This window comes from Desulfosediminicola ganghwensis (assembly GCF_005116675.2).
GTDB lineage: Bacteria > Desulfobacterota > Desulfobulbia > Desulfobulbales > Desulfocapsaceae > Desulfopila > Desulfopila ganghwensis.
On sequence record NZ_CP050699.1, the window covers coordinates 4,816,572 to 4,841,273 of the forward strand.

Below are 24,702 nucleotides of genomic sequence, written 5' to 3' on the forward strand. Positions count from 1 at the left end.
TCAAATAGTCCTCAACTTGCTGAAAGATAGCAAGAAAACGCCGTAAACTAACATTGCAACCCCCGTTAATTCGATATAACCAATAACTATAGCTGTAGCAAGATGAATAGCAGCAACTCTGCAGTACCAGATGTAACTGAACTCTGCTCGCCACTGCTTGTGATAATTGTTTAGTTTCAGCAATATCAATGCCAAAACTAAGAACGTCGCCACAATATCCAAGCCGTAAGAAATCCCGATACTGATAATATAAAGTGCTGTGGATAGCACTAGCAGCAGATTGGCATGATTTACAGCCACAGTTGATCCTATCCGAACTGCGTATGTGCGTATGTTACTAAGTTTGTCCTGTTTCTCATCTTTGGTTGTATGTCCAATCTCAGCCGAGAGGCCATACAATGCCACTGAGAACCAAGTTAACCATGGTATAAACCCAGAATCAATGACAAGGAGCAGTGGGTAACCAGCGACCAAAAGAAAGGAAGCAACAGCAGGACCCAATATACTCTCTTTGAATCTGAAGCCACCTACGGACTGATTATAGAGAAACCACATCGTAGAATAGACAATATGAAAAGGCAAGAATGTGAGGTCCACAATCACAATTACCACAACAGACAGCATAGACAGACATAAAGTCCAAAGCCAAGCAAATACAGGAGCAATATGACCAGCTGTCAATGGATTCTTTTCAGAGACATCACTATAACGATCGCAGAGATTATTATGGATATAACCAGCTATGCTTATCAAAACGTAGGCAACCAGCAGTTGGAGGTTTCTTGATCCAAACTGTTGGCTGGCTATAAGGATCAGTGAAGCAAATAGTAGTTGGTAAAGGTAAACACGGGCACCGTTATGCAGCCTCATTAGATGTAGCCAGTTATTGTCCCTTAACATGTTCATGATTGTAGGCGTTCATCGAGAAAAGGGCAGGTTGGATCCATCACAAGTGGGTTGCCATACCTCTCGTATGACATAAGTCGACACCCTCCTTTGCAGACAGATAAGAAGTCGCAGTTCGCGCAAAGCTCTGGTGTTTTCTCGAAAATATCTAACACAGGTTGGTGGCCTATGGCTGTTGCTAAGGGAGTCTTTAATAGGTTACCCATGTCGAAATAGGGTAATGAGGATGCGTTGCAGCAACCCGTATAATGACCTTTCGGATTGACAACCCCTCTTCCCGGATCTTTTAGCTGTTGACATTTCTTTTCTTCAAGAAACATATTCGGGTGTTGACCAAATTGCTCGCTAATGTCATCGTAACGTCCTTGGTGCATAAGGAAAACCTTTTGGGTTTGAAGAAGATTGAATAATACCAGGGTATTTGTTGGTGTTGAGCGCTGCATTGTCAACGCTTTTTCCAGTAATGCGACGAATTTTTCGTGAAAGATCTTGATACCATTAGTCTTGGCCCTGCTGATCTCACGAACAGGGGTAAAACGAATTAGATTGATACCCAACCTTTCTACAAATTCTATCGCTGGAATGACGTCTTCGAGGGTCTGTTCCATGATTACGAAGTTGATATGAACTGGTATGCGATTGATAGCCAAACCAAGATTTTTTTCTATTTTAGAAAAACTGGCACCTCGCCGTACATTTTCAAACACTTTAGGGGTAACACCATCCAGGGATAGCCAGGCGGTCACACCATAGTGCTCCAACATTGAGATTTTACGATCACTCAAAGCAGTTCCATTAGTAGTCACGACCAACTTGTTGTTTTCTACTGCCTCGAATAACGCACTTGGTGTATCAAACCCCTTAGTTAGTTGCTTGAATAGCTTTTGATCTTTTGGGTATTTCGATCGAACCATAGCAAGGAGCTCTTCAATCCCTTGATAAAGCAAAGGTTCCCCCCCTGCCAAAACTATCTTTGTTTCCTGAGGGTAGAACGCTTTCAAGATATTTTTCCAGTTTTCTACATCTAGGTCTCTGCTTCGGTCATTAATTCGTATACAATGAATACAATTCAAATCACATTTGTTTGTCAGGTCAAAAGTTGTCAAAGTTCACACCTAAGGCTATAATCAGCGATGCTGACAATCGTCGTGGATAATGGGCTATTCTTGAAGGCTATGGGTAAAAGTTATTCATTATCTTCTTTCTTAAATCATTTCTCATAATCACATCCATTCCCCCTATGCATATTCAAATCAAGAAAGATAATTGATTTAAATAGTTATTCTACACTTATTATTTAAAAAAACATTTCTGTTGATTGGACAGACCTTCCCCTGTGACATTATAAATCCAAACACCTTGACCTACAGCGATACATTTTACTGCGCTGGTAGAGGTTAGAAATGACAAGGTTAATCGCTTCAGAAACACTGTAACTTAGGACTGCTACTGTTTCTTGAAAATCGTTTTGTTTTCAGAGCCTAACATTAAACTGCCTGCCTGGACCATGACCTTATCCATGAACAGCTTTACCTGAGTTGTGTGGGGCAGAGTTGAGGTGTTTCCTGATTACCCAGAACTTGGGCTACCGCCGTTTCAGACAGGGCAACCAATGAAAGGTTGCTCCATTTCTGACGATGCCGATGCACGATAATACTTTCTTATATGCCATCTCCGTTCCCACCCTCGACCACTTCCGGGAACAGCCGACTCCCCTTGCTCTCCAGTTTCGGCAAAACCCACTCTCCCTGGTCGATCTTCTCTTTGCCCTGTAAGGCACAGGATTTTCTGCAGGCGACAGGCACCAGGTCTGGACAATGCACCTGGTGCCGCCTTTCACCGAGAAGGAAGATGTTATCACTAGGCTTGATCCAATTGCCGCAGATGTCACACTTGTCGATTATCACTACCTTCTAAATCATCCTGGTTCTCCTTTCCGTGCAGATATCCCCGGGTCGAGTTGTAGTTGATCTTCGCCAGCACGGCCTATAGAAAGTCTGAAATCTCCTCATCCTTAGGGAAAAAGCCATTACACTCGATGAGGTCAGGGATGCCTCGCCTGCCTTCTTGAATGTTGCTATGAACGTTGCCTCGGTCACTGAGGTTGCACTAACTCCTTGTGCTGCCGTAATTCTCCCCAATCAGTAGTGACAGTATCTGCAAGATACTGTCGTGTTATCAATCACGACGCCTGACATCTCGGTTCAAACTGGCGAGTAACGATTATTTGGTATTTTCTCCGCGTTCGATAGAAGAAATCTGCTCTAGCATGCTAACCCTGTTTCTGCATATCCTAACAAAATTCCGTCTTGTTAATATGACCTACATGTTGTAAACATCATTGACATAGCTAAATCAAGAACTGGTTTATGAAGTATTCTTTACCGAGGGAGTTGATTTATACGGTGGGACTCGACACAGTTCAGCTATAGTTCTTAGGGAGCATTTTACACCTGAGCAAATCAAGCAGGGGACTATGCATAAAATCAATAAAGCTTTTGAAAGGTATTATCGAGTTGGTTCAGATGATATTCGTGTGATTTACCAAAAAAATTCTGAAAGGAAAATATCCTTTTAAAAAACAACCACAGATAATAAATAACCTAAATACTATAACATCTATCCCCTCACCATGGATGCAGAAAAAATCAAGCTGGAACTAGACTACTTTATAGATAATCCACTCCCAGAAGTACTGATTCTAAAAGGAAAATGGGGCTCTGGAAAAACAAGGCTGTGGCAAGATTACTTCTTGACGAGTAAAAATATAATCAACGAAGAATACAAAACTTATAGCTACTCTTCCTGTTTTGGCTGCAATTCTCTTAATGAGTTAAAAAAGCAGATTTCAGAAAACAGAACTCAAATCAAAAACAAACCGCCCATCCATTATACATTAAAGGAAATCTTCGAAGTCATATTTTCAAAGCAAAAGGACAAAAAGTCTAAACTAAAATCATTATTCAGCAAATTATACAGTCACCTACCCCAAGAAGGTAAAATAAGTTTTATTGCCGGATCATTGTTCGGACTTATCTCATTTTTATTCAATTTCATCTTCACCAAACTCGCCGAAATATTTTCTATTTCTGATGGAATACTTCTTAATCTTGGAACGATTTATAACCGAATATCATTTGCCCTTATTAAAAAGAGTATAGTGTGTATCGATGATCTAGAGCGGAAGGGAAAGGGTCTAGAGATAGATGATATTATGGGACTTGTTGCATTTCTTAAAGAACAACGACTCTGCAAAGTAATTATCATTCTAAATGAAAATGCTTTTAGTGACTTAGGCCCAGAACTTAAGCAGATCATAAAGTATAAAGAAAAGGTTTCTGACAGCGAAATAGAATTCACACCAAGCATTGATGAGTTAATCGAAATAGCAAAACCTATAGGTAAAAATGAACCCCATTCGATTATTGAATATTGCACGAAACTTGACATCAGAAACATACGAATAATCCTGAAAATCAATAAATTTATTGATAGACTCCACAGCATCCATCCCGAATACGAAATGGAATCAGACACGAGAGCCTATCTATACAACAAAATTGTATTCTATTTCTTTCATCATTATTCCAAGGAACCAGACAACACAGCAATAAGCTCAACAATCAAAATCGAAGATATTCCCGACCTACTTAATGGTAATTTTTATACACAACTCGCTTCATCCTCAGATGAAAGATTTTCCGAAGATAAAGAAATCGTAGACTCTAAGGTTCAAATATTACTTGAGTATGGAGGATTAGAAGTAGACTCTTTTGATGAAATATTGACCACCTATCTCAAATCTGGTGAATTCAATACGGAAAAGCTAGCTTTAACAATAAAAGAAATATCAAATAGACTGACACGATATCGTGAACAAGGTAGTCTCGATGATATCAGGAATCTCTGGTTGCGAAATTTATCAGATGACACAACCCAACTAAGAGATTTGATATTTCAAAGAGCTTATTCAGGAATTCAGTACTGGTCCGGTAATGATTTGCGTAGCATGATATTTTATCTTGATGATATCATTCAAGATGAGGATGGAACAAAAGAAATAATAGATTTGTTTATTGAAAAACAAGGATTAATAGAGGAAGTTTTTGATCTCAGTGATCCCGACCCAATTTACACTTCTCCCCCAACCAACGAATATTTCCTCCAAAAGTGCAATGAATTTCAAGAGATGAAAAAGAGAAACTTACTGGAGGAAGAAATCTTAGACGATGTGTTTCAAAATTCTCGAATTGATCCAGAGCAAAAACAAGTATTGGAAAATTCAGAATCAGCAGTATTCCTTGAGTATATGGAAAAAATCGATGACCGAAAACTTCATAGCAAAATGCAGCGAACTATTCAACTCATCTCAACAAGTCGCCCTCTCTTAGAAAAAATGGAGGAAGCCCTCTCAACTATAGGTTCTGGATCAAACTACCAGAAAATGAAGGTTGTTAAACATCTTGAGACAATTCAAAGTCACTTAAAACGAATAAAAGAAACTGAGGGAACAAACCGGGAACAAAAATAACCGAAATCAAAAACTGTAAAAGTGCTTAATTTCGGATACTTAGGCGGTAAAAGCGGTGGGAGTCGAACCAGAGTCTCTCTTTTGAATAATAGATGAAACTGGGCGCATGGTGTAAGATACAAATTGACTATTTTTTTTGAGATTATCCCAGATTATATCGGCCTCGGATTTCATCCTCAGACCAATACACAGTTACTCCGTCAAGCACCGTGAGCGGTGCTTGATAATACTTTCAAATCAGTCATGACATGTCGGTTAAGATTGTCAGCATAAACCACATCATCGGTCAATCATGCCCATGCATGAGATGTCTACTGTTCAGGTCAGTGAGATCCGTGTCAGATTTTATGCCAGTGGCTACGGCTACAACGGCTACACTTGCGACAGTTTTTTTGAATAAACCAAAAATCACTGTAGCCGGAGTAGCCAAATTAGCCGTAGCCACCTGACTTTTGGGCCCTATATTCAAAATATCCCACTTGCAGCCTCACCTAGATGGGAGGCATGAATCTGGCAGGGTTCAATAGTGGATCAACAGTAGATATCTCAACTCCTCGAAATGAAAACGATTCTTGAGATTTGATTTACCAATCTTCAGATATGAAGAACCAAAAGAAAATAAATCTGTCCCCATTTTCTCCCGTACCATCTCAATTTCACTGTTCGTCAAAACGGTTGCGGCAAAGTGCATCCTAGCCGATGTCAATTAATATTTTGACATCTATTTTCCTGTTTTGTAGCTTAAATTTCGATATTTACGGTAAACTGCCCCAGATGAGCAAAAGTCTTTAGTGTTGTCGAGCTTGTTTTGCAGGGAAAATGCTATCGAGCAGGGTGGCGATCGGGGGGGATAGGGGTTGGTTATCCTCGACTTTCTCGACTCGCACGTTTTTTGATCACCTCGCTGAAAACCGAATTCTTATCACCAACAAATAGTAATCAGGTGACGGTATGGCAAAGGACTTTGAAGACCTAAAAAAATGGGTATTAAGTCTTGATGTGCAGGATGTATTCGATCTCTCAAAAAACCAGGGCCTCTCTGGCAAGAGCAAAAATATCGCCTACAACAGTGCGAAGAGGCTCCAGTCTGGCAATGTACCCTCCTACAAGCAGATAAAAGCGCTACATCGCATCTGTGCTGGCTTGCACAGTAAGTCCCTGGCAGAAAGGAATAGCCATGACGGCGATCTTGCCGCTCATGCACACACCGAAGCACCGGACATCGACATCAAACACCTCTGCCTGCGCATGGCCTGGCATGACAACCGTTGGAACGGGACCATATGCAAAGAAGCCGCCAAGAACGACTACTGTGTTGGTGAATATTCCCTCCTTTCGGATCGAATTCGGCGTCGCCGCGATCTGGAGATTGAAACACAACCTGGTTGCGCTGGCTGTAAGGCAGACACCTCTGAGCTTGGCCAGTACCAGCCGCCATGCTTTTGGTCCATAAACGCCTTTGGTCCAGAGCCACTGACCTTTAAGCACGATAATCCGGTCGCTGCGGATTTCCCTTTTATCGATGAGTCGCTACCACCATATTCTGTAATTTCATGGCCATTTAAGTTGTCCTTCGTTAAGAACGAGGAAGAGAAAAAAAAATACGCTGGTAACTACTATCCAAAGAAAATCTTCGAAAACAGAATCCGTCTGTTTCAACGCAATGTCCGCCCTGCGGAAAGTGTTGTCTTCACGTACTGCAATTATAGCAATCCTGTCTCCGGCGAGGAGATGAAATATCTCGTGACCGGCTGTGCGTTGCTCGTTGAGCAGGGCGAGCCACAGTATTTTGACATCAGTGCGGAGACGCTCGCGAACAAGGCAGCACAACTGAAGCAGCCAAATTTTCCATCGATGAACTGGGCGCTACGGTATACACTTGATGTGGAGGATACAGGGGTTCGCATTCCCTACCATGAGTATCTGGATTTACTCGCAAGAGAAGGAGGCGTTGGAGAGGAGCTTCTGAATGAGATCGCGGTAACGATTGACGAGCCGGAGCTACGCGATGGCTTTACCTATGTTGCAAAGCATATTGATGATGATCAGGCTATCTACCTTTTGACCAAGATCCGGCGCAGCCTCCTCAAGGTTAAAGAGCATGAAGTTATAGATACCTCACAAATACATGCACAGCTCGGCAGAATCGAAGAGCTAATCGCTCACACTTGGGATAAACGAGGTTATCAACCGGGGCTTAAGAACCTGTTGCTAGCAATACCCGGCGTACGAGAAAACTACGAAATAAGGGTATCCGAGCTTGTCGAGAGCATTGACCGCTCAGCCGAGGAAGACGTGAAAGACCTGATGGCTGCATTTGCCGGAGAGCAGAGCGCTCTTGGCGATCAGTTCGGTGACCTTCTGTCTGAGGTGCAGGATTTCATGTACGAGCAAGATCTCACCGCAAAGAACATTGCGCGCCTGGCCAGTCTAAATTTGACGGTCCATCAGTTTGCTCGAATTAGTGGTAAGGAGGGCATTCGGCATTCACTAAGAGAGATCTGCGAGAACCCCTACCTGCTTTTTGAGAACTACCAACCTGGGCAAGAGCTTGAGGCCTCACTGTCAGGCGAGAAAATCGACGGCCCCATCGATCTGTTAAAGATCGATCTGGCGCTTCTGCCGCTTGTGAAGTATCAGCATCGCGTTAAGGAGCTCCATGATCTAAGGGCAACAGATCACCGGCGTCTGCGAGCCGTGGTGATCGAGATCTTGAGAAATAGGGAATATAGCGGGGATTGCTTCCTTGATGTAGACGAAATCATCGAAGAGGCTGAGTCCTATTCCCTCTTTTACAAGGCAGATACGCCGTACTCTGTGGACCGGCATCTCAAGGAACCGAAGGAGGAGGCAGAAAAGCACTTTCAGGAAAAGCTGGTTATGCGTCGTGTCGATGGCCGCACGTTCTACTACCTGAAGGAATTGTACGACGATGAGTTGTTCGTCCGGCAATTCATCCTCGATCTTATCGAACGATCTGATCACGCTAAGTCCGCCAAGGCACTTGAGGCGGATATTCCATCTGCCATCACGGCACTTGGCAAAAAAATCGGCCCCAGGTTTGATGCCGCACTGTTTCAGGCGGAACGGGAGCATCTTTACAGCCTTGTCGCATCCAAGTCGTTTTTCGTCATCACCGGATTACCTGGCGCGGGAAAGTCTTATGAACTCCTTAAACTCATCGAGTTTTTCCGCTCCCAGCGCGAGACGCATCGTGTCCTGTCGTTCACTGGAAAGGCAGTGATTAGACTAAAGAATAACGAAGAAGCAATTGCGTCAGTTGATGCAAAGACCATCGACAAGTTTCTGACAGAAGCAGAGAGTACCAAGGCGCAAGCGGCTACGAGCGTGATTCATAACCTCATTATTGATGAGGCGTCCATGGTAGACCTTCCGAAGCTTGCGGCACTGCTGCGTAATATCGAAAAAAAACATCTCAATCGGCTGATTTTGGTTGGCGATCCGAACCAGCTCCCTCCTATCGGTTTTGGAAAGCCGTTTTCTGACATTGTCGAAATGATGACTGAGGACCCGGAGGCACTAGGGGATTACGGTGTAAAGCTTGAAGTCAATTGCCGGGCGGAGATGAACGATGAGTTTATCGGGTTCTCGAAAATATTTTCTAATGAAAGCAAGTTCGCAGAAGGCTATCTCGCTCAGACTGCACACGAGGACCATATCTGCGGCGGGAATGTCGAGCTGGTGTTCTGGTCCTCACGAAAAGAGCTGCGAAAAAAGCTTGATGACAAGGTTGCAGAGCTCCTGCGCAAAGAAGGATTTAACCGAGCGGAGCTGCCACGATTCTTGGGCATTGACAGCGCAACGACCAAACCCAGCGACCTAGAGCGTTTTCAAGTACTTACGCCGTACCGGAACGGTTATTTCGGATCATCAGGCGTCAACCTGTTTTTCCAGGATGAGCTTAGACCGAAGGCTGAACTGTCTGAGAAGATAGGAGAAAAAGTCTTCAAGCTTTACGATAAGGTGATGCATACCCAGAACGAGTACAGGGGGGACGAACTGGTCGTGTCTAATGGCTCTTTGGGGTCGATACTCAAAGGCGGCCGTGTGTTCTTTCTTGAGCGTGATATGCCATTGAAGATCAGCTCTCTTCGCACGTCAAATGCACTTGAGCTGGCGTATGCGATCACTGTCCATAAATCCCAAGGCAGCGGATTTAACCATGTCTTCATCGTGTTGCCGGAAAAGGCAATATACTCCCATCGGGAGCTGCTCTACACTGCTTTAACCCGAGCTAGAAACCAGGTCACTTTGCTGATCCAGCAGGGCGGGGAGATACCCAATGTCCCATCCTTTTTGAATAAAATTAGGTCTCGAAGTGCAGTCATCGGCAGAAGGACCAGTCTATTCTCTGAGGGTGGCGAGCGGTACGCTTACATGCCCGATGAGGGCGTTATCGTTAAGAGTCGGGTTGAATACATCATCTATCGCAAACTTCTCGATGCTCGTGAGAAACATGGGACCTTTTCGTTTAACTACGAGAACACCTATGATGTCAAAGGGCAGCCCTTTGATATTCATCCGGATTTCGAGATTCGATTTTCTGACGAGCGCGTCGTCTACTGGGAGCATTTGGGCCTAGTGACTAGCAAGTCATACATGAGCGATTGGGATAAGCGCCGAAAAATCTACGAGAACCAACAGGATTTTGACAAGGTACTGACTACAGATGAACTGCGCGGTATTAGTGACGAGAAAATCGAGGAGATCATTGAAAAGATGGTCATGAACGACCTGGTCTCAGAAGATGACTCCGATCGCTATTCGAAAATGCATTTTTCCCTCAGATAGCCGCTGCGCCTTAGCCCCAACCAGATGGAGGCGAAAGGAGTATTACTAAGCAAGAGGCTCCCGGTAACGGTAATTCTGGAGGAAGCCGCCCTGAAAGTTCAGGGTAATGCAAAAGTGCGAGAAGACGAACAAAAATAGGGTATAAAGAGTACGCATTGGGATGAGGCTATACGAGAAGGTAAGGTCCTCTATTAAAACAGAAAATGTGTTCGTAAACCCGGCATTAAATATCCACTGGCAACTAACCGATTGTACTAAAGTAAATAGATACTAATACTGATAAGGCTAGTGCGGTATGCGAATTCGACAGGTTGACCTTATTCCTGATCAGGTTAAGGGTTGTTGTTCAGGGAAGCCTTACCATTTTCAGTCGTAGGTGGTCGCCGACTGCACCTCTGGATAATCATGAGCGTTGGCTACGGCTAATTTGGCTACTCCTGCGACACATGTTTTTTATCTTTCCCTGCCGTAGCCGGAGTAGCCAGTGTAGCCACTACCTCGAACGATTATTGGACCGTTACATCAGAAGAGGTATTGAACAGTTTTGGGTTCAACTCAACCATCTTCTTTCTCCCGTCCATTATCAACTGTAAGCGATCCAGCTTGATCAGAGCTTTGACCACCGGTTCGTGTTTGTCCTTCTTACGCAAAGACTTAGGTCCATTTTGTTGGATCTCACGAACAGGGATTTTTGTAGTTCCCTTCTCCTGATAGTACTTCAGGAGCCATTCATCCAGCATGACTACAGACTTCTGATCACCTGTAAGTGCAATCTTCTCGATAAAGCGATCAGCCTCGTTCAAATACCAGAGCATAAGTTTTCCTGCCGATTTAAGCTGGTGAGCATCGATTTCCTTATCGAATCCATTACCGGAGACAACATGAAAAAGAGCAGCAAGACGGGCTACATTTTCAGCTGCCTTACTTGCCACATCTTTCATGTTGCTATACATGCCGGTACCGCCAAGCTGCATTTCCACATAGTCGTGAAACTCTACCCAAACCTGGAATGCCTCCTCACTGAGGCACAGCATAGTAGGAGCCAAACCTTTACCTGATTCATGCATGGCTGGCGATTGTTTCAAAATCTCAAGAATTCTATGCTGAAAGGATTTTAGTGATGGTGTACCTTTTGGAGCCTGCTTGAAAGGGCGATTCCCCTGGGTCGATTCAGGCCAAGATACGAGAAATCTCGCGAGAAAGCCCAATCCCCTTGCCATGTTGTCAGACTTACTAAAAAAGGCACGTAGGGGTGCTTCCTGTGTCTGCAAGCCTACAGTCAGCCGTGCATCTCTCACTGTAAAAGAGCCTGACGTCTTGCGGCCAACAGAGTACTCCTCACCACTCCACAGGCAGTTCAGCATCGCCATATAGTTCATCTGCGACTCCGACTTCATCCCGTGACCACCAAAGACAACGGCTGCCTCACTCGACATAATTCCAGCAGACGGATAATCATGAGCCAATGAATAAATGAGATTTTCCGGAGTTTCATCACCCCTTACCATCTGTGCCACTACTGGCTCTGCAGGCTTGGCTTTTTCCAATTCACGCAAGTCAGCCTCTTCATCCACAGTACTCTCACCTGCATTAGCCAAAGATTCTATTTTTTCAACGAGACTTCTGTGCTTCGCCCCCCATGTGATTTTGTCTGCACTGTATTCGGCCAACTTTTCCGAGTAAAATTTCTGCTGTTCCTGATGAAACAGCTTGAATGGTTCCGTGAAGAGCTTATCACAGGCAGATTTACGCTCACCTGACTCGGCGATAGTCAACATATTCAAGCTTGTTGGGCCGGTAAGCCCCTCTGCCCGTTTAACATCTACATGTGCTTGCACTGCAAGAGACGTTGTACTAAGGGCAGATGCCGCAACCAGTGGTAAAGGAGCCTGTACAAAGCTCTGCACCTCCTTTACCGCATCCTTTACGATATCTGGAAGAACCTCAATCGGATACAGTTCAGCTTCACGCTCGCCGATAATTGGCAGAGGTTCAGGCCAGTCTTCTGGATTAACCCTGATCTGCCCAGGCACATGGTTTTTCGGCATCGTTAAGCTGATTTCTTTTGCCGCTGCGGAGTAATCCCCGTTATGCTTGAGGTGGGTGTAGACACTAAAAGCAGAATGGGGGCCAGGCGGAATTCCGGCATTGGTACTGAATACATACAACATCCCATCTTTCCAGCTGGCGGAAACACCAGACTCTTTACCTGGACGAGTCAAGTAGATCTCCTCGCGTGGACCTTTTCCAGCAAATTTCCAGCCAGAACCAAACAGCAAGTCTTGCCATACTTCAGGTGTTACTTGTTCATTATAAATATCACCAGGTCTATTTTTACCGGTACCACCAGGCTTACTTTTAGAATGACATTCGACTTTTTCAGTAAAGGAGTGAGCTAGCGAAAGCAAAGTGCTCCTTTCTTTTGACGTCAGGGTAGGCATGCTATCGAAATCAGCTTTGATAAATGAATAGTTGGGAGAAGGGTATGTAAGAAAGTATCCACCTTCTCCTCTAGTCTCTATCCATGTTTTGTTATCAAGAGACACAGCAAGCTTTTGACTACCTTCAACTGGATTTATACAGCGATATGGGATGTGATAACCACTTGACGGGGTCTGAAGATAAATCAGCTTTGACGCCAAACCTTCATCCATTATGTTCAGGGCTTTCATGAATGGCTCAAAAAGATCTGGCTTATCAAAATCCAAGCACTCCAGATTTCCTGAGATCTCACCACAGACTAGCGCCATGCATTCCGCTGTTTCAAAGATAGCACCAGCAAGCTCCAAAGACATTTTCTCTGACTGATACTTCTTCCATGACTTAAGAGCTGGCGACTTATCAGTTTTCGCGGGGATAACAGAAATACCCTGAATGAGACGTTTTTGTGCATAATTACTCATAGAGACAATTGTTGAATCTTCATCATTTGACACAGGAATCTGAGTAGGCTGTGCTGACACCTGCATAGGTGTTGCGCTTACAGCCTGAATTGGTGTACTTTGTGAGGACATAAGATTTGAAGTCCGCAGCCTTTTTTCAGAGCTGCTTGTTACGGAACCAGAGGTCTCGACCACCTCTGGTTCCTTTTTGTTTTTGTGATCAGACATATAAATGTCTTCCATTAACAATTCCCTCCCTGATAATTCTCAAGCAGCCAATCGATCAGGTTATCAACCGGATATCCTACCTGCTTACCAAGCTGGAACTTGCCGTCTGGGCCAGTACCCTGGCTGTCCCTGTTTCTGAGGGTGTTGGCAGCGATCATACCGCCGGTGAACTTCGGTACCTCTTTGCGTGCAATGAAAGTGGTAGGCCAGCTTTCACCTGCCTCTCTGAGGATCGTTTCCAAGAAATCTTTGTTCTGTTTAAGTCTCATAATTGCTCCACATAAAATTAGGAAAGAGTGTGCATTGCCAGCACAAATCAGAAAGTGTAGGAGGCACTGTGCCTCCGAATCGTGCTGTCTAATCTCTACGATTTTGATCACAAAGAAAACAGTCTGACATGGTGTCGCTCAAAAAATTACTCAAGGTGCTTTTGATCGGGCCAGGAAGACTTTATCGGTATACCCTGGGCACACCGGTAGCAGCATAACCTCCAAGTCGGCTTGTAGTGAGATATCTCGGAATTAAGTGACGAAATCCTGATTGAAAAATACAGAGTGTGAGGCAACTACAGACGGCTTCTGAATGGGAGGGATCAAGAGTTGTATAGATGTTTCAGAGTCAAGAAGGGAAGATACTCAGATCTAAACCAAGGAGGATGGAGGGAATAGTTGATTGGTGAACAACTGGTTACACACCTATTCCTGTGCAAAGGTTGCCCACAAGTTGCCCAAATCATCTCCAAAACAAAAACGGGGACTCAGCCAAATCAGCTAGGTCCCCGTTATATCTGGTACGTCCGAGAGGATTAGATCTTTTAAAGGTCTGGGCAACCACCCTGCTTCACAAGGTCAAGCAATAGCCCTTAAAGGTATTATCTCCCCTTGACCATCATCGTGATTTTTACAAAGTGTTTCTGTCATTGCTTTCTTGATAGTCTCACTGTTGAGCTTCGAATACCTCATTGACATCTGCAATGTCTTGTGCCCCAAAACCTCAGCAATGAGTCTAATATCATAGCCTTCAATCGCTAACCAGCTGGCTGTCGTGTGCCTGAGTGAGTGAAATGTCAGTTTCTGCCTTCGATCTGTTACACCTTCGTTGAACCCCAGGCTATCAATTACCCTTGGAAAGGTATTAGGTATTTTCCCCATGACATTGCCGTTTTTATCAGGAAATATCAATTCTCCTTTTTTCCCTCTCCTCATCTCGATAAAAACCTCCCGAACTGCAGGAACAATTTGTACGGTTCGAGCCTCTCCATTTTTGGGTTTAGCAATGTATATTGTTTCATTTTCAATGCTAATATCTTGCCACCTGAGAGCAGCTATCTCACCGAACCTCATACCAGTATTTAATGAAATTAAGGCGATCCGGTATACATGGATTGATCTAGCTTTCAGAGCAACTAGCAACTGATTCGCCTGGATAGGCGAATAATAGGCTTCCCTTGCATTACTGATTTTCTGGCCTTCCAAAAAAAATTCTGTTGGGGATGACCCAAAGTATAACTCGTGTCTCCTTGCGTAAGTATAGACAGGACGAACTATCTCTTTAATTGTTTTTATCGTCTTCTCTGCCCGCCCCTCCTGCCTCATCCGTTTCTCAATCCGCTGCAGGTCCAGCAATTTGATTTCGTCCAAGCGTTTCGAGCCAAGATCACCTTTCAACCATCTGTTATAAAACAGAATAGTATTTCTTTTATACTCATTATCTGGCTTATAAAAGAGACTTTCATCGAAGACACGACTAAACACAATTCGATTCAACCTCTCTTCCTCTGCCTTTGCTTTCCGCTCAGCCTCAGACTCCTCTGTCAATCTTCTTTCCCGCTGAATCAAATACTCTTTGTAAGAGCAGGGAGCCTGCCTCAGCTTTCTGTTTGTCTTAAAAGTTTGGGCCAAGTGCTCGATCTCACTTTTTCCACCTTTGAAATCTGACTCCCACCCAAAATAATCTGTAACGGTTTTTTTGGTCATTGGGTGTTTGAACACAAGCCTGTAATATCTTTTAAGTCGACGACTTCTACTGGCTCCAATCTTCTCAGTATCATGTTCGTAATAAGAGAGACCGAGTTTACTGCTATTGTCTTTGATCCACTTGGGCATAGGAAATCACCTTGGCACATCTTCCGTCTTACTTTAACAACCATTTAACAACCAAATTCGGTATTAAGACGTACTCCAAGTGACAGAAAACATCAACCAACTACATGCTATTACATAATAAAAGACATTTAGGGACTCTGAGGGACTCTCATCGCACTAGGCTTCGAACCTGGGTGTCAGGGGTTCGAATCCCTTCGGGTGTACCATATATATCAAGGACTTAGCATCAACGTGCTAAGTCCTTTTTTGTTTTGTGGGTGATCAGGATCACTACAGAGCCGCTACTTCGCACTCGCACTCTCCCTCGCTCTCTTCCTTGCCCTACTTTACCACTCATCTCCTCCCTTCAGCTGATTCCAGGTTTGTTGTTTCTGATTTTTCGCCATATAATTGACCTATTCTTTAATGCACGACTGGAGTCAGCGATGCACTCGGTTACGACCTTACCGAGCCACAACCATTTCAACCAAAACCTGTAAAGCGCTATGAGCAAAGAACTGCCATCCAACCAGGGTCACAAGAAAGACAGGTCACGCCTCTCAGGCTTTATAGGCTATGCAATTGTTGTTTTCGTAGCTCTTTTAGTCAGTCTCGTTGTCATATACCTGAGAAGCAGTGCCTGATTGCTGACAGGGAAAGAAACAGCTTCCCTTCTGATTTAATTTCCTGGGCTTCTCCGCCACCACTTCCCTGACCGTGTCATATCTTCCCTGCAACCTCTAACAGGCTGTTTATTTATCATACTTTCGTACTTGCTCCGGTCAATACCCAGCCATTATACCTGGCCACACCATCTTTTGGCTAACGTACATATTATCCTGAGAGAGCCTTGTATGGACATACCAGGGCACATTGGTTATTTTGGCAGACAATGACAGTGAGCAGGTCATATTGAGCGAGAATATTTTAACGTGATTTCTCGCGTCATTTTTTGTGGAAACTCATTCAAAGCAAATTGCAACTATGTCCAAACAGTTATCGTTTTTAGAATCATCCAGTGCACCAACTGACATCCCTCTTGCCGAACGCGCACGCCCCGGTAATCTGGATGATATTGTCGGACATGAAAAACTGCTCTCGGCAGGTTCCCTGCTGGAGTCGATGATTCACTCCGATAACTACAGTTCTTTCGTGCTCTGGGGCCCTCCCGGTACCGGCAAGACCACAATTGCCAGGCTGATCGAGCAGAATACCAGTCACGCCTTTTGTGCTTTGAGTGCAGTGCTCACCAAGATAGGTGAAGTGAAAATCCTCATGGAAGAAGCGAAGAACAGGCTCTACCGGGAAAACAAAAAGACGCTGGTCTTTGTTGACGAGATTCACCGCTTCAATAAATCCCAGCAGGATGCTTTCCTCCCCTATGTGGAATCAGGAGCTATAGTGCTTATCGGTGCCACCACCGAAAATCCATCATTTGAAGTGATCAGTGCTCTTCTCTCCCGCTGTCATGTTTTTGTATTGGAACAACTCAGCGAGGAAAGCATTACTCGAATTCTCAAACGAGCTGTGGAGCAACTACCCAGAGATCTGAAAGCCGATGATGAGGCACTTCGGGTCCTGGCAGAAAAATCCGGAGGCGACGGCAGAAAAGCCCTGAACAACCTTGAACTGGTGTCGCGCGGGATGACTCGGGGTGAGACAATTACTGCGGAGCAGGTGCTGCAATCGATCTCCCAGCGCTCACAATTCTACGACAAACAGGGCGAGGAGCATTACAACCTGATTTCCGCTTTCCAGAAATCCATCAGGGGCAGTGATCCACAGGCGGCACTTTACTGGCTGGCCAGAATGCTGGAATCGGGAGAAGACCCGATGTATATCACCCGGAGATTGGTACGCATCGCCACTGAAGATGTGGGGCTTGCCGACCCGCAGGCAATTGTGCAGGCTATGGCTATCAAAGATTCTGTGCATTTTCTGGGGATGCCCGAGGCGTCGACTGCTCTCACCCAGCTCACCATATATCTGGCAACCGCACCCAAAAGTAACACCACTGAAGTGGCCTGGTTTGGAGCACGAGACGACGCCAGAGATACAGGGCATCTCAAGGTGCCGCTCCATATCTGTAACGCCCCAACCAAACTCATGAAAGATCTTGGCTATAACAAGGGGTACAAATATTCCCACGCCTATGATAACGGCTACAGCTACCAGAGATACTTCCCTGATAACATGGAAGAAAAGAGCTATTACTCCCCCTCACCCTATGGCTTTGAAAAAGAGATCCAGCGCAGACTCGACTGGTGGGAAAGCTTAAAGTCGCAGCAAATGGCGAAAAAAGCTGATGCCGCAGACGATCTTTAAATATCGTCTGCCCGGAATCGTTGTATCTGCAGCTCCCGGTTCACACTTTGTACAATCTGGTGCATGGTGTACGGCTTTTTCACATACACACCGGCACCAAGCTCCATAGCCCGCTGAACATCCTTGTTTTCCGCGTAGCCACTGACGATTATAGCCTTCTGTTGAGGTTGAATTTCAAGAATCCGACGATAGGTCTCAAGCCCGTTCAAGCCCGGCGGCATCAACATATCAAGGATGATCAGATCGACACTCCGGCTCTTTAAGAATTCCACAGCCTCTTCGCCCGACTGGCACGTTTTTACATCATAACCAAAGCGTTCCAGCATTCTCTTCGCAATATCACGCTGGAGCTGTTCATCATCAATTACCAGAATCCGCCCACCTGCTGCACCACCAGCTTCCGGAAACTCTTCGAATCTGTGGGGCACTGCCCCCTCGTCAGACGGCAGGTGAATTGTAAAGATTGTCCCCCGTTCCTTTTGGCTATCAACAGAAATGGAACCGCCGTGCTCGTTGACCATATTCCAGACTACGGTCAAACCGAGCCCGGTTCCCTGCATACCAAGAACTTTTCTGGTATAGAACGGTTCAAAGACATTTTTGCTATCATCGTCTGAAATTGTCGGCCCATCATTTTCGACCCGCAGCACCGCCACGCTGTCTGAGATTTCATTGCCCTCGGCATCGATACTCCTGTGTACCCGTTCTGTGCAGGCTGAAATACGAACCTTGCCTGGCCCTTTGAGCCAGAAAATAGAATTTGCCAGAAGGTTTCTCATCATCTTCTCCATATGAGAAGGTGAGCCGAAGATTATGGTCGGTTCTTCATTAAAGGCTGTAACTACTTCAACCCCCGGCTTATCTTCAATAAAATGCTGAAACCATTCTGACCGCAGTACATCGTTGATAAGAGTTTCAAGTTCTAAGGCACATTTCTCCCGGATGTCACCCTGGGTCAGGGCCGTCAGATCGCTCACGATTGCCGCAGCCCTTTGCCCTGACTTGAGAATCATCTCGATTGGTTGGCGGATCTCGCTCTGCTCCGGCAGGCTGGCAAGTAACAGCTCGGGGTAACCAACGACGCCGGAGAGGATATTATTCAGGTCATGCGCCACACCACCTGCTGTCTGCCCAACTGCCGCCATTTTTTCACTCTGCAGCAACTGAATCTGGGCGGTTTTCAGCTCATTCAGGGCCTCGACCAACTGCCTGTTTTTCCACTCCAGGTCATCGACAACTTTGTTTTTGGCTACATTTACCGCTTCCGCCTTGAGATGGTCCCGCTCTGCCTTCTCCCGGCGCTTTCTCTCAGAAATGTCGAATATCCGTGCATCATAGGCCTGGACCTCACCATGTTCACTGCGCACCACATTGCCAGAGATAGAAACAGGAAAGATTGTACCGTCTTTTCGTCTGAACTCCACTTCGCAGTCGAGAAGCTGGCCACTCTTTTCTAATACGGAACAGACGTTAACCCAGTCGGCAGGGTCTCTGTACAGTTGCTCGCCCAGTTTGCCGACTTCTTCTATCATCTCCTGTATCGACTCATAACCTGCCATGGCTGCCATCGCAGGATTCATCTCGGTTATTCTGCCGGTCGGTGAAGTCCTGATGATTCCTTCAATGGCGGAAGTAAAAAGATGGCGATAACGAGACTCAGCGTTGGAAATTTCCTCAAAGGCGGTCACTCGATCAACGGCAACTGTAACCATCCGTGACAGGGTAGCGATAAAATCCTGATCGACCGTGGCAAAACCGTTGTAGTATCTTGTGGCAACGAAGGGCACTACCCGGTAATTGAACTCATCATCTGCTATCGGCAAAGTAAATATAATTTCGTGGTCTTCCGCCCCACCTTGCCGCCCTGCGCCCACTGAACCTGTAAAATTATATTCATAATCGACACGATCATTGTTCTGGCGCCTGACCGGCAACTGCGCTTCAATCAGCTCTGTCGCCACATCGATAATCTCTTCAGTATTTCTGGCGAGAGAGAATTTCTCAGCAGCGCTGTTCAGCACTTTGAGCTTCACCGTATAGGCTTCGATGGTGGAGATCATCATATTGACATGCTCCATCATAGTTCCCAGCTGGTCAGGAGGCCCTGTCGCGCCGGTACGCACCGAGAAATCCCCCTCAACTATCTTACGTAGTACAGATGAAGTCTGCCTGATACGAGGTACCACCATACGATAGACTGCCCACACCTCAAGGGCCGAACTCAAAAGAAGTATAACAAGCGCCCATAGTGAGAACTGGTGGCATAACATTTTCTTTTCTGCATGCACCCTATCTCCGCTCACTTCTATGAAGAAGATTACCGGCTGGTCTCCAACAACGAAGTGATCAAGCAAAGCCAGATTTTCCCCGTCATCTACAGAGATCACCTCAGAGGTTGGCAGCAAATCAATTCTGCTTACAATTTCCTTTGGAATAAAACCGGCAATGGTTTCGCCATCTTCATCGGCCAGGCCAGCAGCGATGACATGCTGTCCGACAAGGCCGGAAAGAAGTGCCATGTTCTCAAACACCGAGTTGTCGAGGTGCCTTTCCGAAATCAGTTTGCCAGGCATCTTAAGATGCAGGGACAACTCTTTGTCTATAGTGCGATTGAAATATCCGATAAAATAGATGCCACCGACAAACAGCAGCATCGCCTCGATTGCCAGAATCGAGGCGCAAATTCGAAAAGGAATACTTTTGAAGATATGGTTCATGCACCAAACCCCGATTAACACCAGGCGTTGAGCGGCACTGCCGCCCCGCTTTTCACAAAACTCTTCACTCCATCAATTCAGGAGTTCAAAGTAACCGGAGTATGGTGCAACTTGCAAACAATAGTCGATCAATATTTTATAATTGTTAACAATAATATACACAAATTTAGAAACCAGAGTTCATTGACAACAAACTCGACCACTGCCAACGAACACTATGATCAACGGCTGCACTGTTCGATAAGGTACATAATCGATCGATAGTGTATGCCCGAATGAAGCGACAAGCCTATCTCGCAGGTACGACTATTCGAATACCCTGCCACAGCGCCACCACCCTCCACAGCAGGACGTAAATCTTTCAGCGCTGAAGCGTTAAGTTCCGGGAAAGTGAAACCTCTATCACCGGCGAATCCGCAACAGCCAACTTTTTCCGGCACCACCACCTCAGATGCACACGCCTGTGCCACCGCCAGGAACTTTGGCGCCAAACCCATTTTCTCGGAGGAGCAGGTGGTATGAATAGTGACGGTTTCTTTCAGTGGTGTGATGTCCAGTTTCGGTAAAATAAAGTCATGTATAAATTCTACCGGTTCATAGAGCCGTAAGCGCTTATCCATAGCCTCCCGCATCCGGTAGATACACGGACTGGTATCGCATAATATAGGTACCAACCCACCACCGCTTGCCTCGAGCAGGACTCGCTCAAGGTCAGCACTCTTTTCATCGGCCTGCCTGAAGGCACCTTTACTCTGAAACGGCACTCCGCAACAGAGGCTGTCGGTCTCTTTCGGGTAGATCACTCCGTACCCCGCCCTCTTAAGCACCGTTTCAGTGATTTCCATCAGTACCCGCTGCTCACCGTCACCACGGGATGGCCCCATGGTCCTCGAAATACAGCTTGGGAAGTAGACAACCTGACCACCGCCGTTGGCCTTGATAGGAGCATAGCCCCGTTTTTTGATACCTTTGGGCATTTCCGGAGTCCAGAGAGGAAGCCTGTTACCGCTGATTTTCCTGGCAGTAGTCGCAATTTTGTCCATTGCGTCGGTACCCAGCAGCTTATGCACCAGGTCTACGCCTTTCAGGCTCATACGGATCGCCCCCGTGAGAGCCGCAAAATTCCTGGCCGACAATTTAGCAATATTCTCTTTATATGTGCCTGCAACCTCATCATTTCGCAGGGCCTTGGTCAACTCCCCGGTATTGATGCCCACCGGACAGGCACTTTGACATAAACCATCCGCCGCGCAGGTCGCATCTCCATAATATTTGTACGCATCCACCAGACTCTTTAACCTGTCCGGGTCTTCCTTGGTCACTTTGAGCCGGGAAATCTCCCGCTGAACAGTGATTCTCTGACGGGGACTGAGGGTAATATCCCGCGATGGGCACTGCGGTTCACAAAACCCGCACTCGATACACTTGTCGACCAGGGGATGAGTTGCTGCCAGTGGCTTGAGGTTTTCGAGATGCGCTTTCGGGTTGGCATTCAATATCACTCCAGGGTTCAACAATTCATTGGGATCAAAAAGTGCTTTAATGCGTTTCATCAGCAGATATGCATCACGCCCCCATTCATATTCGACGAATGGGGCCATATTGCGACCAGTTCCATGCTCGGCTTTAAGAGAGCCGCCATACTTTTCGACCACCATGGTACACACCTCCTGCATCAGCCCCTCATAGCGGTCGATTTCTTCCTGGCTGCCGAAATCCTGAGTGAAAACGAAATGGAGGTTACCCTCCAGGGCATGGCCGAAAATAATACCATCGTAGTTGAACCGGGCCATTGCCTGCTGCAGTTCAACCGCAGCGTCTGCAAGATGAGAAATAGGGAAAGCGACATCTTCAATAATCACTGTGGTGCCCGTCTCCCGAACAGCACCAACCGCAGGGAACAGACCTTTCCGGATGTTCCAGTAGAGGGTGTACTCCTCTAGCTTATCGGTGAATTTCAGAGGCAGGACCAATGACGCCTCTGCAAGCGCGCCACTGATAGATTCGATATTCGCCGAAAGTGTCTCCTTCTCTGCTGCGCGGGTCTCAACCAAGAGCGCAGTGGTTCCTTCAGGGAGTTCTTTCAGATATTCCGGCATGCCTTCCTTGTCTTCTACGGACCTGAGAGCTGGCCGGTCCATCAGCTCCACCGCGGCAACAGGCTGCTGCCGTAACAGCTCTGTGGCCTGACACGCCTCCCTGATCGTCGGAAAAAATACCAGCGCACTCGCCTTGTTGGCATATTCATCGACCGTCTGATAGGTAATTTCAGAGATAAAACCAAGAGTTCCTTCAGAGCCGATCATCAAGTGGGTGATTATATCGATTGGATCTGTAAAATCTACCAGGGCGTTGAGGCTATAACCCGTGGTGTTCTTGATTTTGAACTTGTCGCGGATTCTTCCGGCCAGCACCTCGTTAGCCTTTACTTCCCGACTCAGCGCTTCAATGCCCTCAACCAGGTCCCCGCGCTTCTGAAGAAAATTACTCCGACTCGCTTCGTCTGCCGTATCGAGCAATGTTCCATCTTGAAAAATGATCCGCATCCCGGCAACGGTCTTATAACTGTTCTGGGCAGTGCCGCAACACATGCCACTGGCGTTATTGGCTGCGATACCGCCGATCATGGCAGCATTTATCGAAGCTGGATCGGGGCCGATCTTTTTCTCAAATGGTGCCAGAATACTGTTTGCGTGTTTTCCTATTACACCTGGTTGTAAACGTATCCGCCCACCGTCATCGAGAACTTCTCTCTCTTGCCAGGCCGTTGTGGCCAATACCAGAACGGAGTCTGAAATAGCCTGACCAGACAGGCTGGTTCCCGCAGCTCTGAAGGTCACCGCAACCTGACACGTCTCCGCGGCTCTCAACAGGTCCGCCACCTCCTGCTCATTGTCCACCCGAACTACAACTTGCGGAATAAGGCGGTAAAAGGAGGCATCTGTTCCGTAGGCGAGGGTACGAAGAGGATCAGTTATAATCCTTTCACTTGATATAATCTTCTGAATCAGTTGATTAAATCGACGATAATCACCGGTAAGATGACCGGTGGCAGGGGGGACACTGGTACTGGCGTTCATATGAACTCTCCATTCTGGTCAGGAAAAAGCATCACGGCACAATCCGCAAGACTTTGTGATGCCGGAACGAGACAGGGATATCAATCAAGTGAGCTCAGTTCACTTTCAAGGAAAATCCGGTATCCTCAGTTCCTGAAAATTCTTACATTTCAAAATAATAAGAATTCTCATTATCTTTTCCAGGAAGAGTATAGATTTAATAAAGTCAGCCCGTCGCCAGCCAGAGCCCAACAAAGATCATCAGTAATCCTGCAATGCCATTCATCTTCCTCACATTGCCACTCTGCTGAAGAAATCTGCGCATGGTCACTCCGCCACCGGCGTAGAGCAGCAAACAGCAAAATTCGATGAATAGTATCAATAAAACCAGTAAACTCAATTGCGCCGGCAAGGGCAGGCTGGTATCAATAAACGGCGGTAGCAGCGAAACCATAAAGGCCCAACCTTTTGGATTCGCAATGGCGGTTACAAAACCTTGCATGGCAAGTTCTGTTCTGCCCAAATGGCTGGCGTCGCTCTCGTCATCTTCCTGTATGGCCATCTTCCCCCTGGACCGGAGCAGTTGAATTCCGAGATAACAGAGATATGCTCCACCACAGTATTTCAAAACCAGATATAATTGGGGATAATTGAGCATGACCGAAGCGACACCGATTACTGCGGCAACAGAAACAAGAGCAACGCCGACCAACTCGCCGCTCATCATCCACAGGGTTCTCTTAACCCCGATAGTCATCCCCAGGGTCAGGGACAGGGTCATACACATACCCGGCGTTGCAGATACCAAAATAAACGTGGGGATAAAAATTGACAGCAAGGAGATGTTCAGCACCTGATCCACGAAAGTACTCCGGATAAAAATAATAACAGGAAGGATTAGAGAAATTGCGAGGTCATCACCCTAGCGCTCATCTGGACCAGCTGCAACTATAAATCAGTCAACAGGGTTCAACTTCCTAAAAATATGATATAAAAAGATTCCACAATTATCGTTTGCCAAGTTTTTTGTTCTATGATACTTTCTCCTGGAAATAGTTATCAATATCATCTAAATGTTGCACTCAGGTCTCACCAGAATGTTACATCAAACGAACACCGAAGCTGGCAAGATTATGCTTTCAGACAGGTGCAACCAAG

The 24,702-nt window shown here is 46.0% G+C and carries 12 protein-coding genes; 3 read left to right on the forward strand and 9 right to left on the reverse strand.

The genetic code is table 11. The features are described 5' to 3' along the window. The 3 genes from FCL45_RS20685 to FCL45_RS20695 form a co-directional block, all read right to left on the reverse strand. The gene (locus FCL45_RS20685; RefSeq protein WP_136796925.1) at positions 1–906 is read right to left on the reverse strand and encodes a UbiA family prenyltransferase; all 906 of its coding nucleotides are present in this window, start codon (positions 904–906) and stop codon (positions 1–3) included. Then, entirely contained in the window at positions 903–2,012 is a 1,110-nt protein-coding gene (locus tag FCL45_RS20690) for a radical SAM/SPASM domain-containing protein (protein WP_136796926.1), read from the reverse strand. The genes FCL45_RS20685 and FCL45_RS20690 overlap by 4 nt, the downstream gene beginning before the upstream one ends. A gap of 555 nt (positions 2,013–2,567) precedes the next feature. Then, positions 2,568–2,813 (reverse strand): hypothetical protein, encoded by a 246-nt coding sequence (locus FCL45_RS20695; RefSeq protein ID WP_136796927.1) that lies wholly within the window; start codon positions 2,811–2,813, stop codon positions 2,568–2,570. A 725-nt stretch (positions 2,814–3,538) separates the two neighbouring features. On the opposite strand from FCL45_RS20695, the gene FCL45_RS20700 reads away from it, so the two are divergent. Then, positions 3,539–5,437: a hypothetical protein gene (locus FCL45_RS20700; RefSeq protein ID WP_136796928.1), complete on the forward strand. Its 1,899-nt coding sequence runs from the start codon at positions 3,539–3,541 to the stop codon at positions 5,435–5,437. A gap of 951 nt (positions 5,438–6,388) precedes the next feature. Next, complete coding sequence (locus FCL45_RS20705; RefSeq protein ID WP_136796929.1) at positions 6,389–10,249, forward strand: AAA family ATPase; 3,861 nt, start codon at positions 6,389–6,391, stop codon at positions 10,247–10,249. A gap of 506 nt (positions 10,250–10,755) precedes the next feature. Here the strand turns inward: FCL45_RS20705 and FCL45_RS20710 are convergent. The 3 genes from FCL45_RS20710 to FCL45_RS20720 form a co-directional block, all read right to left on the reverse strand. Further along, the gene (locus FCL45_RS20710; protein ID WP_136796930.1) at positions 10,756–13,374 is read right to left on the reverse strand and encodes a DUF3987 domain-containing protein; all 2,619 of its coding nucleotides are present in this window, start codon (positions 13,372–13,374) and stop codon (positions 10,756–10,758) included. Continuing rightward, positions 13,374–13,628: a hypothetical protein gene (locus tag FCL45_RS20715; protein WP_136796931.1), complete on the reverse strand. Its 255-nt coding sequence runs from the start codon at positions 13,626–13,628 to the stop codon at positions 13,374–13,376. The genes FCL45_RS20710 and FCL45_RS20715 overlap by 1 nt, the downstream gene beginning before the upstream one ends. 579 nt (positions 13,629–14,207) lie before the next feature. Then, positions 14,208–15,464, reverse strand: coding sequence for a tyrosine-type recombinase/integrase (locus FCL45_RS20720; protein WP_136796932.1), 1,257 nt, complete (start codon positions 15,462–15,464; stop codon positions 14,208–14,210). 963 nt (positions 15,465–16,427) lie between these two features. On the opposite strand from FCL45_RS20720, the gene FCL45_RS20725 reads away from it, so the two are divergent. Then, positions 16,428–17,768, forward strand: coding sequence for a replication-associated recombination protein A (locus FCL45_RS20725; RefSeq protein WP_136796933.1), 1,341 nt, complete (start codon positions 16,428–16,430; stop codon positions 17,766–17,768). Here FCL45_RS20725 and FCL45_RS20730 read toward each other — a convergent pair. The 3 genes from FCL45_RS20730 to FCL45_RS20740 form a co-directional block, all read right to left on the reverse strand. Then, the gene (locus FCL45_RS20730; RefSeq protein ID WP_136796934.1) at positions 17,765–20,485 is read right to left on the reverse strand and encodes a hybrid sensor histidine kinase/response regulator; all 2,721 of its coding nucleotides are present in this window, start codon (positions 20,483–20,485) and stop codon (positions 17,765–17,767) included. The two genes, FCL45_RS20725 and FCL45_RS20730, sit on opposite strands and share 4 nt — an antisense overlap. A 221-nt stretch (positions 20,486–20,706) precedes the next feature. Continuing rightward, a complete protein-coding gene (locus FCL45_RS20735) occupies positions 20,707–23,565 on the reverse strand; it encodes an FAD-binding and (Fe-S)-binding domain-containing protein (RefSeq protein WP_136796935.1) in 2,859 nt (952 codons plus the stop codon). Between the two features lie 205 nt (positions 23,566–23,770). Beyond that, positions 23,771–24,406, reverse strand: coding sequence for a LysE family translocator (locus FCL45_RS20740; RefSeq protein WP_136796936.1), 636 nt, complete (start codon positions 24,404–24,406; stop codon positions 23,771–23,773). Positions 24,407–24,702: the final 296 nt, after the last annotated feature.